The 17,279-nt window shown below is 43.3% G+C and carries 17 protein-coding genes; 3 read left to right on the top strand and 14 right to left on the bottom strand.

Annotated elements, in window-relative coordinates; genetic code table 11:
- Window positions 1-111 precede the first annotated feature (111 nt).
- Window positions 112-1,431 (top strand): UDP-glucose dehydrogenase family protein, encoded by a 1,320-nt coding sequence (locus tag C6Y01_RS12375; protein WP_034660229.1) that lies wholly within the window; start codon window positions 112-114, stop codon window positions 1,429-1,431.
- A gap of 35 nt (window positions 1,432-1,466) precedes the next feature.
- Here C6Y01_RS12375 and chrA read toward each other — a convergent pair whose 3' ends face one another.
- The 5 genes from chrA to alsS all read right to left on the bottom strand — a co-directional run bounded on the left by chrA (window position 1,467) and on the right by alsS (window position 5,734).
- On the bottom strand, window positions 1,467-2,000 hold the full coding sequence (gene chrA, locus C6Y01_RS12370; protein ID WP_060597737.1) for a chromate efflux transporter ChrA: 534 nt from the start codon (window positions 1,998-2,000) through the stop codon (window positions 1,467-1,469).
- The gene (gene chrB, locus C6Y01_RS12365) at window positions 2,000-2,590 is read right to left on the bottom strand and encodes a chromate efflux transporter ChrB (RefSeq protein WP_189318702.1); all 591 of its coding nucleotides are present in this window, start codon (window positions 2,588-2,590) and stop codon (window positions 2,000-2,002) included. Before chrB ends, chrA begins: the two co-directional genes overlap by 1 nt.
- A 7-nt stretch (window positions 2,591-2,597) precedes the next feature.
- Window positions 2,598-3,074: a chromate efflux transcriptional regulator ChrS gene (gene chrS / locus C6Y01_RS12360; RefSeq protein ID WP_106038264.1), complete on the bottom strand. Its 477-nt coding sequence runs from the start codon at window positions 3,072-3,074 to the stop codon at window positions 2,598-2,600.
- Between the two features lie 153 nt (window positions 3,075-3,227).
- The gene (gene budA / locus C6Y01_RS12355) at window positions 3,228-3,998 is read right to left on the bottom strand and encodes an acetolactate decarboxylase (protein ID WP_034660225.1); all 771 of its coding nucleotides are present in this window, start codon (window positions 3,996-3,998) and stop codon (window positions 3,228-3,230) included.
- A 35-nt stretch (window positions 3,999-4,033) separates the two neighbouring features.
- Entirely contained in the window at window positions 4,034-5,734 is a 1,701-nt protein-coding gene (alsS, locus tag C6Y01_RS12350; protein WP_106038263.1) for an acetolactate synthase AlsS, read from the bottom strand.
- Window positions 5,735-5,884: 150 nt separating this feature from the next.
- Between alsS and alsR the strand changes: the two genes are divergently transcribed.
- The gene (alsR, locus tag C6Y01_RS12345) at window positions 5,885-6,781 is read left to right on the top strand and encodes an acetoin biosynthesis transcriptional regulator AlsR (RefSeq protein ID WP_034660223.1); all 897 of its coding nucleotides are present in this window, start codon (window positions 5,885-5,887) and stop codon (window positions 6,779-6,781) included.
- Window positions 6,782-6,836: 55 nt separating this feature from the next.
- Complete coding sequence (locus C6Y01_RS12340; RefSeq protein WP_106038262.1) at window positions 6,837-7,454, top strand: flavin reductase family protein; 618 nt, start codon at window positions 6,837-6,839, stop codon at window positions 7,452-7,454.
- Between the two features lie 37 nt (window positions 7,455-7,491).
- Here C6Y01_RS12340 and rbsB read toward each other — a convergent pair whose 3' ends face one another.
- From rbsB to C6Y01_RS12295, 9 genes are all read right to left on the bottom strand, one after another.
- Window positions 7,492-8,409 carry a ribose ABC transporter substrate-binding protein RbsB gene (gene rbsB / locus C6Y01_RS12335; protein WP_066031634.1) on the bottom strand — a complete coding sequence of 306 codons (918 nt, stop codon included), beginning with the start codon at window positions 8,407-8,409 and terminating at the stop codon, window positions 7,492-7,494.
- Window positions 8,410-8,422: 13 nt separating this feature from the next.
- Window positions 8,423-9,376, bottom strand: coding sequence for a ribose ABC transporter permease RbsC (gene rbsC, locus C6Y01_RS12330; RefSeq protein ID WP_012011497.1), 954 nt, complete (start codon window positions 9,374-9,376; stop codon window positions 8,423-8,425).
- Window position 9,377: 1 nt separating this feature from the next.
- Window positions 9,378-10,859 (bottom strand): sugar ABC transporter ATP-binding protein, encoded by a 1,482-nt coding sequence (locus C6Y01_RS12325; protein ID WP_034660218.1) that lies wholly within the window; start codon window positions 10,857-10,859, stop codon window positions 9,378-9,380.
- Between the two features lie 15 nt (window positions 10,860-10,874).
- A complete protein-coding gene (rbsD, locus tag C6Y01_RS12320; RefSeq protein WP_034660217.1) occupies window positions 10,875-11,267 on the bottom strand; it encodes a D-ribose pyranase in 393 nt (130 codons plus the stop codon).
- Window positions 11,264-12,142 (bottom strand): ribokinase, encoded by an 879-nt coding sequence (gene rbsK, locus C6Y01_RS12315; protein ID WP_106038261.1) that lies wholly within the window; start codon window positions 12,140-12,142, stop codon window positions 11,264-11,266. Before rbsK ends, rbsD begins: the two co-directional genes overlap by 4 nt.
- A complete protein-coding gene (locus tag C6Y01_RS12310; protein WP_034660215.1) occupies window positions 12,139-13,125 on the bottom strand; it encodes a LacI family DNA-binding transcriptional regulator in 987 nt (328 codons plus the stop codon). Before C6Y01_RS12310 ends, rbsK begins: the two co-directional genes overlap by 4 nt.
- A 117-nt stretch (window positions 13,126-13,242) precedes the next feature.
- Window positions 13,243-14,385 carry a Ger(x)C family spore germination protein gene (locus tag C6Y01_RS12305; protein ID WP_106038260.1) on the bottom strand — a complete coding sequence of 381 codons (1,143 nt, stop codon included), beginning with the start codon at window positions 14,383-14,385 and terminating at the stop codon, window positions 13,243-13,245.
- Window positions 14,375-15,472, bottom strand: a complete 1,098-nt coding sequence (locus C6Y01_RS12300; protein ID WP_034660213.1) for a GerAB/ArcD/ProY family transporter — start codon at window positions 15,470-15,472, stop codon at window positions 14,375-14,377. Before C6Y01_RS12300 ends, C6Y01_RS12305 begins: the two co-directional genes overlap by 11 nt.
- Entirely contained in the window at window positions 15,462-16,943 is a 1,482-nt protein-coding gene (locus C6Y01_RS12295; RefSeq protein WP_106038259.1) for a spore germination protein, read from the bottom strand. Before C6Y01_RS12295 ends, C6Y01_RS12300 begins: the two co-directional genes overlap by 11 nt.
- Window positions 16,944-17,279: the final 336 nt, after the last annotated feature.

The raw sequence follows: 17,279 nt of genomic DNA, 5'->3' as shown, positions 1-17,279 counted from the left end.
ACCCCCTGCTAGTGATGGCAGGGGGTTTTTGTATGCTTTTATGAATGGAACGAAAGCTCTCGGCATACGATGTCATTACAAGCATAAGGCGTATGGGGAGCTGATGGTGTCATGAATATTGCAATTGCAGGCTGTGGATATGTGGGGCTGGTCACAGGTGTGTGTTTAGCGGAGGCAGGGCACAATGTGGCGTGTATTGATATTGACCGGAAAAAGGTCATGCAGCTGAAACAAGGACATCCACCAATGTATGAGCCAGGATTAAAAGAACTGCTGAAACGCAATCTTGAGCAAGGACGAATTCAATTTTACATAAATGGAGCGGCAGCCTACCCGCGGGCTGATGTGTTAATGATTGCGGTCGGCACCCCGCAGCAGGCAGACGGCCAAGCTGATTTACAGTATGTGTTTCAGGCTGCAAAGGAGATGGGCACAAAAGCGAAATCAGGTGCGATTCTTGTGGTGAAAAGTACGGTGCCTGTCGGAACGGGTGATCAAATCGAACAGATGATACATCAAGAATTAGGACGGAATGAGCCGTTATCTATTGCATCTAACCCAGAATTTTTACGGGAAGGCTCTGCCATTTCAGATACTTTGAGGGCAGATCGGCTTGTCATAGGGGCTGAAACAAAAGCCGTATTAGACCAGCTAGAGGAGATGTATGCTGATTTCCACCTGCCAGTGGTCAAAACAGACCGAAAAAGTGCCGAAATGATCAAGTATGCATCAAATGCTTTTCTTGCGACTAAAATCAGCTTTATGAATGAGATTGCTTCCATTTGTGAAAAAACAGGTGCTGATGTTGAATGGGTTGCGCGGGGAATGGGGCTCGATCAGCGGATCGGTTCTTCGTTTCTCAAGGCGGGAATTGGCTACGGAGGTTCTTGTTTTCCAAAAGATACAAATGCACTTGTCCAAATCGCAGGACATGTGTCCCACGATTTTGAACTGCTAAAGGCTGTGATTAAAGTAAACAATGAGCAGCGAGCCGGTTTTATCCAAAGTATTCAGGAGAGACTGGGGGCAAATCTTGAAGGGAAGCGAATTGCACTTCTTGGCCTTGCCTTTAAACCGAATACAGACGATATGAGGGAGGCGCCGTCGGTTCCGATTGCTCATGCACTCCATCAATTAGGTGCGGAGCTTGTAGCTTATGATCCTGTTGCCGCACGCCATGCCCCTCGTGAACTGCCGGATCAAGTCTTGTTTGCTCAAACGATTGAAGAAGCGATAAAGGATGTCCATGCAGTTTGTATATTAACAGAGTGGACGGAGATTCAGACGTTTCCGCTCACGTCCTACAAGGAATGGATGAGACAGCCGCTTATTTTTGATGGGCGAAACTGTCACACGCTTGAAGCGGCAGAACAAGCAGGGGTCGAGTATCATTCGATTGGGCGCAGACCAATTTCTCCAATTTATATGTAAAAGAAAACCGATAACAGGTCATGTTATCGGTTTTTTTAATGCGGCAGAATGAATCCGCCATATAAAAAGGCAGCCACAATGAGAAAGGCGGGGTGCATTTTGAATTTGGTCATAAAGAAAAAGGAGATCGCGGCAATGGCGAATGATTGCGTCCAGCCGATGGCTTTCACTGCATCTCCGCCGATTTCCCATGTTAATAAAAGCATCATCATCGCAATGACGGGCTGTACGGATAAGGTCATGCCTTTTACGACAGGGGATTGGCGAAAGCGGTCAATCAGCTTGAGCAATAAAATCAATCCAATGGCTGATGGCAGTACAGTTGCAAGCAATGCCACGATAAAGCCCGGCCAGCCCATGACGTCATAGCCGACATATGCCGCGATCTTCGTAGCAATTGGTCCTGGCAGTGCATTGGCTAATGCAAGCATATTGGAGAACCCTTCGTTCGTCATCCAATGAAAATGATTGACGATTTCTTCATAATTGAGCGGGATGGATGCAGGTCCTCCGCCATATCCTAATAGATTGGACAAGAAGAATGCCCAGAATAAAAAGAGAATCAGCATCATGAAGACACTCCTTTCTCTTTATTTGTTTGATTCCAGCGTTGTTTCAGTTTGAAATGAAAGGCGCCATAGCATAAAAAGATGATGACAATGATTCCTGGATGAATGGACAGCATCTGCAGTCCGATAAAGGCAAGAAGGAATAGAGCGATACCGAAGATCATTCCGAAGCCTTTCATCGTTTTTTGTCCAAACTCGTATGCCATGATCCCGAGCAGGACGGCAATAACTGGTGTCACGGCGCCAATCATATTTTGAATGATTTGTGAGGAGCTTAAGACGCTGACAAGTGTGACGAGTGCCACCATGGCGAGACATGTCGGTAAAATATGAGCAGCTGTTGCGACAATTGCGCCGGATACGCCCTTCAATCGATAGCCGAGATATGCCGACATTTTGGTCGCGATCGGACCTGGTAATGCATTGGCGATGGCGAGTGTTTCTCCAAACTCGTCATCATTGATCCATTGATATTTCACCACCGCTTCATGGCGAATGAGCGGTATGACGGAAGGGCCTCCGCCAAAACCGAGAATACCGGTTCGCACCATAGCGATGATGAGTTCAATATATGATTGCAAGTGCTTCAACTCCTGTCTACAATTTCATGCCCATTCGGCTTTTGTATCGTTTAATGAGCATTTGGCAGTCCACACTCACGACGCCTCCTAGCGGGTATAGCTTTTTTGTCAGGAATGCCTCCATTTCCTGTTCATTTTGAAAAATGCCATGCATATGCAGCTTGCTTGGCCCTGTCATGTGATAAAGGCTTGTGACAGCTGTTTCTTGCTCAAGCTGAAGGGCTACTGCTTCTAAAAATTTCGGTTCCACTTCTACATTAAAGAAGACAGAGACGTGAATGCCGATCTTAGCAGGGTTAATCACAGTGGTGAATCGTTCAATGACGCCTGTTTCAATCAGCTGCTGAATGCGGGCTTGCACAGCTACACGTGAAAGACCGACTTGTTTCCCGAGATCTGTATAGGACATACGCCCGTCCTCGTGTAATAGAGATAAAATTTGTTTATCCCTTTCATCTAATGTTAGGTTCGGAATGCTATAGTCGTTTGACACCGTATAACCACCTTTCTTCTGTTGGTATTTTATCATATTTCATTACGAATAGAATGAATGAATTTCAATTTACTAGCGAAATGAAATATCATGGAGTGATAAATAATCTTTTTGCATAAAAAGACACCCCGGAATCAACGGGGTGTCTTCATTTTATTGATCTGGGCTGCTTTCCGCACTGGCAATTTGTTGTGCAAGGTCAGCTCGATCAATGTCTGCTTGGAAGAATTCCTGCGTATTTGGCAAGTGTAAATTCATATGACGTTTTTGAGAAATGCGGATGGTCACTTGATCAACGGTGTAATCAAATACGTGTCCGCCGACACTCCGATCGTCATCAATGAAATGAAGATGATATCCACTCACCGCAATACCATGTGCGTATTGCGGTGTACGGAAACCAGCGATCGTTCCTTGAATATCCTCGAAATCGAAGATGGGCTGTGACTTGACTGCTTCCACCATCGGAACGTAAGGTTTTTTCTGTTTTTCGACCGTACGTGTTTGAACCTTTTTGAATGATCCATCAATGCGGATCGCATAAAAAACATTCTTACTAGGTAAAATGCGGTCAATTTCTTCTTCTAGCTCTTTGGACGTCATGGCTGCATCAATTCGATGAACGATATCTGTTTCAAAGAATGCTAGAGAGCAGAATGGTGAATAGTCTTGATCGGTAACCGGTGTCGCTGTTCCATCCGAGCGCAGTCGATAAAATGCGCCGTCAAAGCCGATCAGCTCTCCATCTAATTGATTGAATGTACCAATGCCGAAATCACCGTGCTTGGGAATATGTGCAAGGGAGAAATCTCCATCATATACGGCTTCCAGCAAAGAGGTCATCGTCGATACTTGATAAACCTCTTGCTGTTTGTCATGTTGTCTTGTGTCGTTCTGTTGATTCATTGGGTGCATCATACCCATATCCGCTCACTCCTTTGATGTAATGTATGGACATCTTATCTGACGTTCAATGTGTGTTTTTCACGAAAGACTTCTGGCCATTTTTGACTGGCGAGGTCTGGGTTGTCTTGATAGTCAATCGGAATATCAATAATAACGGGTCCTTCTATGTTTATACCCTTTTGAAGGACAGTTGAAAGCTCTTCAGGTGAGTTAACCCGTAATCCAGTCGCTCCAAAGCTTTCCGCATATTTCACTAAGTCGATCTGTCCGAATTCAACGCAGGATGTGCGGTCATATTTCATTTCCTGCTGAAACGCCACCATGTCGTATGTGCTGTCATTCCAAACAAGGTGAACGAGATTTGTTTTCATGCGGACGGCTGTTTCAAGCTCCATTGCAGAGAAGAGAAAACCGCCATCACCTGAGACCGAAATGATCTTTTCATCTGGATTCAGTATGGAAGCCGCAATTGCCCATGGTAAGGCGACGCCTAATGTTTGCATTCCGTTGCTCACCAGGAATGTGTTCGGCTCATAGACGCGGAAGTGACGCGACATCCAAATCGCGTGAGATCCGATATCACACGTGACCTTCGTGTCATCAGGAATTAGGCGTCTTAATGTATGAATGACATTCAGCGGGTGAGATAGATGACTGTCTCTTTCTGGTGCTTTTTCAATGTCGCTTAACAGCTCCTGTAATTCAGTGACTAAATCAATTTGTTCTTTGCATAGAGAAAGTGGAACACTGTCATGGGCTAGATGTTTAACGGTTTCAGCTATATTGCCTACAAGCTCAAGCGCTGGCTCATAAAAATGATCAATATCTGCCTGCATGTCATCCACATGGATGATCTGGCGCTGCTGCGGCTGAATATTCCAATGCTTCGGATCATATTCGATTGGATCAAAGCCGATGGTCAAAAGGACATCTGCTTGTTCAATGAGTAGATCCCCCGGCTGATTCCGGAATAAGCCGATTCTGCCTGCATATTGAGACTCAAGCTCTCTTGAGAGAACGCCGGCTCCTTGGTACGTTTCGACAAATGGAATCCCAAGTGTTTTCAATAATGTTCTAGTGGCGTTTGCAGCAGCTGGACGACTTGCTTTCATTCCCACAATCGCAACAGGTAAGTGTGCATTTTGAATTTTGGCGATGGCCGAACTGATGAGAGCATCCGGTGCAGGACCTAGTTCTGGAGAAGGGTGAGCAGACACTGGTGTTTGTGTGGTGTGTTCTGTCACGACATCTTGTGGAAAGCTGATAAATGCTGCTCCAGCCTGCCCCTTTTGTGCCGCGCGAAAAGCATTTGTTAAGGCTTCAGGTATATTATGAACGTCTTGTACTTCAACACTGTATTTTGTGACTGGTTTGAATAATGCCGCATTGTCGAGTGATTGATGTGTTCGTTTCAGCCGATCCGCACGAATGACGTTTCCAGCGATTGCGACAACAGGGTCACCTTCTGTATTGGCTGTTAATAGACCTGTTGCTAAATTAGATGCGCCAGGACCTGATGTGACGAGACAAACACCTGGTTTGCCGGTTAAGCGGCCGACAGCGGCTGCCATAAAGGCTGCATTTTGTTCGTGTCTGCATAGGACAAGTTCTGGACCTCTGTCTTTTAATACATCAAATACGGCATCAATTTTTGCACCTGGAATCGCAAAAACATGGGTCACACCTTGAGCAATCAGCGTATCGACAATCAATTCTGCTCCTCGTCTTGTTAGGGGTTGTGCTTGAGAATTCATTTACCCCGCACTCCTTTCGGCAAGTAAAATTTTTTATGAAAATATATTTTCATGATATGATTTACTATACATTTCAAAAAGAAAATTTTCCAATATATGTTTAACGTGGTTTTAATATGTTTCACGAATAAGTGTGCGAGGAGTGAAAGGATGGAACTGAGACATTTGCAGTATTTTGTCACAGTAGCGGAGGAGCTGCATTTTGGCAGAGCAGCCGCACGGTTGAATATGACACAGCCTCCACTTAGTCAGCAAATTAAGCAGTTTGAAGAAGAATTGGGGTTTCCTTTGTTTCACCGGTCGAAGCGAGTGGTGGAGTTAACAGCTGCTGGAAAGGTCTTTTTACATGAGGTGCGTGGTGTGCTGCATCAGCTTGATAAAGCCGTTGATCATGCCCGGCATACAGCAAGAGGAGAGCTGGGGAAAATCATCATAGGGTTTGTTGGAACAGCGACGTATGATATTCTGCCGCCAGTTGTACGCGAATTCAGAGAGCTGTATCCCTCTGTCAGTATTGAGCTGAAGCAGCTTTCTGTTCCGCAGCAGCTAGGGGCGCTTTTAAATGGGGAGATTGATATCGGTTTTTTACATCCTACATCTCCGCATGAAGAACTTGTCAGCCGTTTGATGAAGCAAAGTGAATGTATTTTTGCGATTCCGAAAAATCATCCGCTGGCGAAAAAAGAGGCGGTCACGATCGAAGATATCCGTCATGAACCGATCATTTCTTTATCAAAGGAATCATGGCCGTCCCTTTATCAACACTTTGTCCTGCTATGTGAAAAGTACGGATTTTCTCCGAATATTGTGCAGGAAGCAGCGGAATATCAAATGGTTATTGGCCTTGTCACAGCTGGTATCGGTATTGCGGTCATTCCAAAATCAGCCCGGCGTTTATTTAATCTAGATGTTGTGTATCGGTCCATTGAAGGTGAACAGCTTCTGGCGGAATGGACGATTTCCTATAGACGAGAGAATCATAATCCTGCTTTATTTCATCTTGTCCACCATATCCTGCATCGCACCGAGCCGGAATCAGAGGCATAGAAAAAGGGGTATGGTATGATATGATGTCGTTACACTAAAAGGAGGCGTGTCTGAATTGATTACGTTGCAAATGGATCAGCTGTCACGAAAAGAAGCATATAAATTATTATCTGGCTCTATTGTTCCAAGACCGATTGCGTTTATGACAAGTCTGTCTAAAGACGATGTCGTCAATGCCGCACCATTTAGTTTCTTTAATGTCATCAGCGGACATCCGCCGCTCATCGCAGTTTCGATCGGACGGCGTCAAGGAGAGATGAAAGATACAGCAAAACATATCATCGACAGGGAAGAATTTGTTGTCCATGTGAGTGATGAAGCGATGATTGAAGACATTAATGAAACAGCTGCTACTTTGCCAGAGGAAGAGAGTGAGCTGAATCGCACCGGTCTTCATCAAGTGAAGAGCAGTGTGGTCTCAGTGCCGGGAATCAAGGAAGCACGCATTCGCTTTGAATGTCAGCTGGAAAAACATCTGACCTTTCAAAATGATGAAGGGGAGATCACAGTCGATCATATCATTGGTCGGGTTGTGTGTGCGCATTTAGATCAGGCAGTTTATGATGCGGAAAAAGGATATGTTTCTTCTCATGAATTGAAGCCAATCGCACGTTTAGCGGGAAATGATTATGCCCATTTAGGGACGTCATTTGTGCTGAAAAGACCAGAATAATAGGAAAAACCCCCGAGAGCTATCGGGGGTTTTGTGTTTATTTTTTCTGTTCTAGTTTCAGTGGAGCTGCGATGTTCTTTTCTACTTTTTTCCCTTTTAGGACGTCGTTTGCAGCGCCGACTGCCATTTTTCCGATCAGCTCTGGCTGCTGGGCGACTGTGGCAGATAGTTTTCCTGCTTTGATCGAGTTGAGTGCATCTTCGTTTCCGTCAAAGCCAACGACGAGAATGTCTTTTCCAGAGCTTTGAATCGCCTCTAGAGCGCCAAGTGCCATTTCATCATTATGGGCAAAAACGGCTTTGATGTCAGGGTTTCCTTGAAGGAGGTTTTCCATGACATTCAGTCCTTTTGTCCGGTCGAAGTCAGCCGCTTGTTTTGCTGTCACTTTTAGATCTTTATCCGCTATTTGATGGAATCCTTTTCCGCGCTCACGTGTAGCAGAAGCGCCTGGTACACCTTCTAGTTCAGCGACTTTTGCTCCTTTACCGACCTTGTCGATGATAAAGTTAGCTGCCATTTCGCCGCCTTTGACGTTATCTGAGGCGACCAGTGCTTCTACCTTACCGCTTTCTGCTGAACGGTCTAATGTGATGACAGGAATATCTGAAGCATTCGCTGATTCGACAGCGGTTGAGATAGCAGATGAATCCGCTGGGTTGATGAGTAATGCGTCGACTCCTTGCTGAATTAAATCTTCTACGTCACTGGTTTGTTTAGCTGAATCATTTTGTGCATCTGCAATGACCACTTCGATGCCGAGCTTTTTCGCTTCTTTCGTCACACCATTTTTGAGAGAAACGAAAAATGGATTATTTAAGGTCGAGATCGAGAGCCCGATTTTGATGTCTTTTTTCTTTCCATCTTTTGTTGATTTGGCCCACTCTGGCGGTTCTAGCGAGCAGGCAGAAAGCATGAATAATGAGAGAGTCAGAATGAGAATGAGATATTTTTTCATAGCAGCTGCCTCCTTAAGCAGATTTCTTTCTGTCTAGTAGGACTGCAATCAAGATGACAATCCCTTTCACAACAGATTGATAGAATGATGATACACCAAGTAAGTTCATACCATTGTTCAAGACACCGATGATGAGCACCCCGATCAGTGTGCCGACAATTCGCCCTCTTCCGCCAGACAGGCTTGTCCCGCCAAGTACAACAGCAGCAATCGCATCAAGCTCATAGGATGTGCCAGCTGTTGGCTGAGCTGAGTTTAGGCGAGAGGTCAAAATGGCACCCGCTAAAGCAGACATGAAACCTGCCAATGAATAGATCATAATTTTTACGCGTGGTACTTTGATTCCTGAAATAAGCGCAGCTTTTTCATTTCCGCCGATGGCATACGTTCTTCTGCCGAAAGGTGTTTTATGAAGCAGCACCCAAAGTACGATAAAGGTGAGAAGCATCGTGATTGCTGGAACAGGAATGCCTAAGAAATACCCGCGGCCGAATAACTGAAAGGCATAGTTAGAACCGAGTCCTGTAATCGGGTTTCCGTCTGTATAAACAAGTGTTAATCCTCTGAAAATGGTCATCGTGGCAAGTGTTGCGATAAAAGGAGCCATTTTTCCTTTTGTGATTAAAAGACCGTTGACCATCCCAAGAATAGCGCCGATGATACTGCCAACGATAATAGCTAAAATCGGGTCCATACCAGACACGATAAATCCGGCAGTCAGCGCACTAGAAAGTGCTAAAATGGCACCGACAGACAAATCAATTCCTCCGGTTAAAATAACAAACGTCATTCCAAAGGCAATGAGGGCATTAATGGAGATTTGTCTCAGTAAGTTTAAGATGTTTAATGGCTCTAAAAAGGCTGGGTTTAAAATAGAAACAATGGCGACAAGGATGATGAGTCCTAAGAATGGCCCAAGCTTTTGCATGATGTTGTCAAATCGTCCATTTGAAGTAAGTGGTTTCATGTTACTTCCCTCCTGTAGCTAGTGTCATAATTCGTTCTTGTGTTGCGTCTGCTTTATTTAATTCTCCGCTGATGGTTCCTTCATGAATGACAAGCACTCGATCGCTCATCCCTAGAATTTCTGGGAGCTCAGAGGAGACCATTAAAATGGCAACACCTCGATCAGTCAGTTCATTCATTAACTGGTAGATTTCTCGTTTCGCTCCGACATCGACACCTCTTGTCGGTTCATCTAAAATTAAGACCTTCGGCTGGATGCCGATCCATTTGGCGATGACGACTTTTTGCTGATTTCCACCAGAGAGATTTCGAGCAGAGATTTCAGAGGAAGCCGTTTTAATCGTCAGTCTTTTGATGAGCAGGTCGACAAAATCCTGTTCGTTTTTCTTATCAATCAGTCCTTTTGGAGAGAAGCTTTCTAAGTTTGGCAGACCAATGTTTTCTCGGATGGATGCATCCAGCATGAGTCCTTCATCTTTGCGATCCTCTGTGATAAAGCCGATGCCGAGCTTGACGGCATCACTTGGTTTTTTAATGACAGCCTTTTTCCCATGGACCCAGATTTCACCTTGATCAAGAGGATCAAGACCAAACAGCGACCGCATCATTTCGGTTCTGCCAGCGCCCATTAAGCCTGCAACACCGACGATTTCTCCAGCTTTGACTGAGAAACTGATATCATGAAATTGTCCTTTTCTTGTCGCTTGCTTCACCTCAAGGACAATATCTCCTAGAGAAGGCGATCTCTCAGGGTATCGATCTGTTAATTCGCGGCCGACCATTTTTTTGACGACCTCATGGAAATTCGTTTCAGGTATGGCTTTCGTATCGACTGTTTTCCCATCGCGCATGATGGTAATCCGGTCACAGATCGCAAAGATTTCCTCCATACGGTGAGAAATATAGACAATGGATACGCCTTCTTTTTTGAGAGATTCAATGACCTGAAAGAGCTTTTCAATCTCACGGTCTGTTAAAGCTGCTGTTGGCTCATCCATGATGATCACCTTCGCATCAGTCATTAATGCCTTTGCAATCTCAATCATCTGTTTTTGTCCAACAGAGCAGCTGCCTGCCTCTTGATCAAGCGAGAGGTTCACAGACAATCGGTCCAGCTGGCTTTGGGCAAGAACCTTCATTTTCTTTGTGTCTAGCAATCCAAACTTCGTATAGATTTCTTTCCCGATGAATAGGTTTTCCAAGACGGTCATATCCGGCCATATGTTGAGCTCCTGATGAATAAAGGCGATGCCGTGTTGTTCCGCTTCCTTCGGATTTTTGAAAGCGGTTTCTTTTCCATCGATATGAATCGTTCCTTGATCTAATGAATAAAGACCTGTGAGCAGGTTCATTAAAGTTGATTTTCCTGCGCCATTTTCGCCCATGAGCGCGTGGACCTCACCTGTGACGAGGTCAAAGGAGACCCCGGAAAGAACGTTGTTTTTTCCAAAGGCCTTATGGATGTTATGCATCTCAATGTTCATATCTGGCTCCTCCTTTTAAAAGATGACACCGGCATGAAGAATGCAGTTTGCGTATGGGGTGGCTTCACCCGTGCGAATGACTGCTTTTGCCTGTTTGGTCATGTTTTTGAACGTCTCGTGGTCTACATCATGTAATGGCTGTGAGAACGCTCTCTTTAGAAATAGATGATCTCGCTCATTGGCTTCTTTGATTTCACTAGCCACAGTAATGTGTTCAACCGCCATTTCCTGAAGAAGGAGGGAGGTGACCTCCTGAAAGGACGGTGTGCCGATTGATAACGCCAGGTCGATTTTGACTGGACCTTCTGGAATAGGAAGACCGCAGTCTGCGATGACGATTGTATCTGTATGACCAAGGTCAGCAAGTACCTTGGCGATATGACTGTTTAAGATGCCGTTTTTTTTCATTTCTTTTTCTCCAGTTCTTCTCTTGTTGGCATGCCGCCTTGTGCACCGAACTTTGTGACAGACATTGATGCTGCAAGGTTGGCATAGGCAAGTGCGTCATAGAGAGATTTGCCCTCTGTTAAGGCTACAGCCAAGGCTCCGTTAAAGGTATCGCCTGCTCCTGTTGTATCAACTGCTTCAACAGGAAAGCCTGGAACTAGCACTTCTTTCAATCCGTCAAAAAATCGAACCCCATTTTTCCCTTCTGTGATGAGTAATTTGTTAGGGTATTGACGCAAGGCATCTTCAATTGGGAGTCCATCAAACATGAGAACAGCTTCGTGCTCATTCGGTGTAATATACGCAGCCTGGTCTAAAACCTGCTGCGATACTTTGCGGGCAGGTGCAGGGTTTAAAATCACAGGGATTTCTTTGTCGCTGCAAATGGCGCATACAGCTTCGACTGTTTCGTCAGGTATTTCCTGCTGAATGAGAACTATCCCAATATCATCTATTGTAGAAAGTGCCTCTCTAACATAGTCAGGAGTGACCTCGTCATTTGCTCCTTTGACCACGACAATGCTGTTATCACCTTCTGCTAAAATGATATGAGCGGTGCCGCTTTCCATTTCGGTAACCGGTTTCATATATGGGGTGCGGACCCCTTGATCTTGTAGATTGCTGACAATATCCTGACCATAAGCGTCATCACCGACCCGGCCGACCATGTATACATCTGCACCGAGTCTGGCACTTGCGACTGCTTGATTGGCGCCTTTTCCCCCTGGGACGGTTTTAAATGATTCGCCTAACACCGTTTCACCGGCATTTGGCCGTTTATCCGATGTGACGACTAAATCCATAGAACAGCTTCCTACTACGACAATATGACTCATTGTGAATCCACCTTTCTTGTGGTCTCTCGTTCAATAAAAGAGACGGGCATTTGGATAACTGGTTGATCTATAGGTTGTTTCTGAATCGCTTTGATTAACAGCTGTGCCGCTTCTTTTCCCATCTCATAGGCAGGCTGCCTAATCGTAGATAAGGAAGGGAAGAGCAGCTCGCTTTGCGGAATATCATCAAACCCAATGATTTGAACATCATCTGGAATGGCTTTTCCGATCCGAAGCGCTTCGTGTATGACCGCTGTTGCGACGATGTCATTGCTGGCAATGATGCCATCTGTTTCAGGGTACAGCTGGAAAAGAGCCTTGGCGCTCTTGCGGGCTTCTTGAAAGGAAAATGAAGCATTAGACATCACATGAAAGTCGACTCCTTTTTCCGTCAGTACATCGAGTGCGCCCTTGAATCGCTGCCTCGCTGTTTGAAGGTGGGCAGGTCCTTTTAGCAGTGTGATCTGCCGGCTGCCGCGTCTGATTAATTCCATTGCGGCCATTTTCCCGCCAGCTGCAGCATCTGCAAACACAGAAGGTGCATGTGGAACGGTTCGATCTAAGAACACAACCGGTAATTCTTCATCATTGTATATATCTGATTCAGGTTCGTTTGTGACAGCGATGACACCGACCACTTGATTTTGTTTAAAGGTTTGTAAATAGGCCATTTCCTTCTCTCGATCTTCATCACTGTTTCCGAATAATAACCGAAAACCATGCGCATGAATTTCGTCCTCAACGCCTCTAGCGAGCTGAGGGAAGAAGGGATTCGTAATATCAGGTAAAATCAAACCGATTAAGCGTGATTCTCTTTTGAAAAGGGATCTAGCCACTTCATTGGGAAAGTAGTTCAGCTCCTGCATCGCTTGTGTCACGCGGGTTTTCGTATCTGTATGGACATATCCAGTATCGTTAAGCACGCGTGAAACAGTGGCAACAGACACTTGTGCAGCTTTTGCAACATCTTTAATTGTAGCCAATGGAGTGCCTCCCTTCGTGAATGTGTAACCGTTTACACAGATAGATTATCATGAAAGCATTAAAATGACAATCTTAAAAAAATAAAAAAATAAAAGAAAGATGCTATCTTCCTTTTATTAACTAGTAATCCCTGTTTCTGTAATGTTCACTTTGATTTTTGGGATGATTTTTACATTTGGATAATCAGTTTTCCAATTCATTTTTACATATTCATCATAATTTTTAACGCGATACTTTCTTCCAAGACTTAACACGTCGGAGTTTGATTTCTGCAAAACAGAGATTACTTTTTCTGCTTCCTTTGTGAAAATAGCTGATAATCGTTTGTTTAGTTCATCGATCTTTTTCGTACTATCTAAATTGTCTTTCGGATATTCAACGACAGCTGTTTTGAATTCGAAATCTAGCCCAATTGTCACGTTTCGATGATCAGAATTGAGAATGCGAATATCTCGTTTTAAGTCGGTGACTTGGATGGTAATATAGTTATTTCCCTTCAACTCCATATCATTTCTGATCTTTTTAGTGAAATTTGCATATTTCCCGATTTTATTATTCATGAGATTGAGAAGCATGGCATCTTGACCATAAAGCTCACCAGTTTTTTTCTCATTATCGAATAAAGCCACACCTGCTACTTTGATTAGTTGTTTAGACTGATCAAATACAATTAAAGGCAGGGTAAAGTCTTCTCCTGTTTGGAGCATCTTTGAGCGTATGCTTTGAATATTTCCAGCGGTCACTTGTGAACCTTTTGATGCAGTTGTAATGAGATTGTTTAAATAGTCACTGACAATGAGCTGTTCTTTTAGTAATTTGTTGATCACATCAATACTTGAACCGCCTTTCACAACGGCTAAATTGGCAAGCAAAGGACTTTTCGGATCGCGATAGAACATGTCTAAGTAGGGAAGAAGTTGATTTTGAGAGAATTCATCACCGATCAGTAAAATCCTCATTTTTGACATATCAATCTTTTGGTCAACCATTCGGCCGAAGTCTGTTCCCGCTTTACGTAAAGTTGGAGCATTGGTTGTCAGTACAGTGGTTGAATAAGTACTTGAACTTCCTTGCTGCATACTTTGAGACTGTTGTACTTTTCGGTAGGTAATCGATACTTTTGCGTTATCATCTTCCCCTTGATCAATGGCGGAAGTAAGGACAAGGGAGATGTTTTTTAATAGGTTTTGATCCCAGCAGCCAGGCATCATGGTGAGAGACACGCACATGAGGAGAGTCAGGACATATTTATGACGCATGTGATTTCACCTTCTTTTTACGTTGTTTGATAAAGATAATGATCGCCATGAATGCTGGAAGTGTGTAAATGAACGAATACTGAGCAATCGTTGTAAAATCATTGAAACGCTGAATGCGAAAGTTATCGACTGCCAAAAAACAGCTAGACGCATATATCAGAATGGCGAAACAATAAACATATTTTTTGTGATCCTTTTTCTTCAGTAAACTGGAAATGCCATTTGCACAAAAGTACAGATAGTTACTCAATGTGGCAAGAATTATAAACACCCAGAAGCTAAGAAAAATTAAATCTGTCCGCTCAATGATACCGAAGGAAATGGTTTTTAATAAGTAAAGAACAGGGTTGGGAATCACATCAAGCTCAATTGGACTAAAAAACATAAAACAAATCAATGTAATAAATAGGTAGTAAAGCGTCGTGCATATATTTGAAATGGTCATGATTTTATACCGTTCCTTAATAGTGCCTTTCATAAAGGGAGAAAGAATAAGGATCATCTCAAATCCATTCATCGATAGGACGACGTCCTTCAGCCCAAGCTGAAACTGAGAAATGTCTGTTTGAAAAAAAGGCATCAGATAATCGATATTGGTCCCTTTTAATGAATAGAACATCAGCAAGGAAAGCAAAAGGAGAAGGGGAGTTAAGATAAAGTTAAACCTGACAATAGCTGTAATTTGCTCCTTCGCAATATAAACAATGGAAGTAATGAGTAATAGATTGATGACCCAGTTTGGCGTCAGCGGCAGAACCCACATACCAATAATTCTGGTGAAAATGGATAAAACGACAATACAGACGGAGGCAAAATACAGTATATACAGTGCAATCAGTAATTTCCCAATCCATTGACCAAATACATCAATTAATGCTTGGAAGAATGATGTTTCTGGATATTTATGAATGATGTAAATGAAAATGGTATTGATGATTTGGATAAAAAAACAGGCGACAATGATCGCCATCCAGCCATCGTGTCCCATGTCTTTCATCAAAAAGTGGGGGAGCGATAAAATACCGACACCAATTTGAGATTGAATGAGAAAAAAGACAGCTTGAGGTGGAGATATTTTATTTTTCATTTTTCTTTTTCCATCCTCTCAAATGTTCAATTTGCTTTTTCTTTTGCGGATTTAAATAAACAGGGCGATTTTTGTACATCCACATTGGGAGGCGAATTACAGTATCTTTTAAATCCTGCCAGTTAAATGGAGCAACAGGTGATAAGTATGGCACCCCTAGTGATTCAAGGCGGCATAAATTCATGAGAATGATGGATAATCCAAATGAAATGCCAATAAAACCAAACATTGATGCCATGAACATGAGCGGGAAACGCAGCATCCTAATCGTGGCCGTCATTTCAAATGACGGAAGTACAAATGAAGCGACAGCGGTCACAGCGACTACAATGACAAGAACATTTGAGATGAGTCCTGCTTGTACAACAGCATCCCCAATGACCAAACCACCTACGATACCAATGGTTTGACCAATTGGTCTAGGCAGACGCACCCCTGCCTCACGAATGAGTTCAATGGTAATTTCCATCAGCATCGCTTCAATCAATGGAGGAAAGGGAATTCCAATAATAGAGTTCTTCATCGTAATAGCTAGTTCATCTGGGACAACCTCATAATGAAACCCAATAACAGCAATATAAAAAGATGGCAATATGACTGCGATGATACAGGCAAGATATCGAAGCATACGGATAAACGTTGCTGGTATCCAGCGGCTATTATAATCATCTGGTGATTGAAAGAAGCTAAAGAAGGTGACAGGAAGAATGATGGCCATCGGACTGCCATCCATCATCACCACAATTCGCCCTTCAAGGATTGCAGATCTCACCTTATCAGGGCGCTCTGTATCAATAAGCTGCGGGAAAATAGAAAATGAATCATCCTCAATCGCCTCAACAATAGAGCCAGGACTTAGCAGCGTGTCTACTTTAATAGAAGAAATCCGTTTGTTTACCTCTTCTACCTTTTCTTGATTAGCGATATCAGATATATAAACAGTCGCAAGCTTTGTTTTTGATTTTGTACCGATCTTATGATACTGAATGGCGAGCTTTCGATCATTTAAATGCGAACGCAGTAAGTAGATGTTGGTATCAAGACTTTCAACAAATCCGTCATGTGCTCCAGCAATAATACTTTCAGATGAAGGTTCAGAAATAGAGCGCAGCGGCGGCTGACCGACAGAAAACAATTTGATCTGTGAGGAATTTTCATCAAGAAACGCAATGCTTCCAGCAATAATACTGTCAGTGATCAGCGTCAAGTCACCTGTTTCGAGTGTGCTGAGAGATTTCGTATATTCCTGCTTTCCAGGAGGACCTAACAAGTTGCCGATAATGAAATCATTTAGTTTGCCTTCATCTACTCTTGTTTTAATAAAAAACAGGACAGATTTCGTTTCATTCACCATTAACTCTCGGTATTCAAAATCCCCGCTTTGCTGAAATGTCTTTTTCAGAATCCGGATTTTTTCCTCGAAGCTGCCTGATAAAAAATGCAAGCGTGTTTGCTCATTGGAGTTTGGCATCTTTAGCCTCCTCTCACAGTTTTTTTAACCATAGTGTAAGCGGAGAAGCTGATTTTATTCGTCATCTTTGGGGAAAGCATGACATGAATTGACAACTTTCAACTAAAATCATATTAAAAATGTTAAGAAATGATGAATCTTGATAAAAACAAATGAATAATGTTTCATTGTTTAGGTCATAAGGAGCGAATATCGTAAAAAGCAGGTATTTCGAAATGATCAATAGTTTACATCTTATCCCAATTTTTTGTGACCCATAAATAAGCATATGACTTGATTTTTTTAGAGGTGACCTTTGTCATAGGTCAACGCGTAGCATTCTGACCGATGAGAATG

Origin of the sequence: Bacillus sp. NMCC46 (genome assembly GCF_002998465.1) — a bacterium.
Lineage (GTDB): Bacteria > Bacillota > Bacilli > Bacillales > Bacillaceae > Bacillus.
This window is presented reverse-complemented; position numbering and strand designations above follow the sequence as displayed.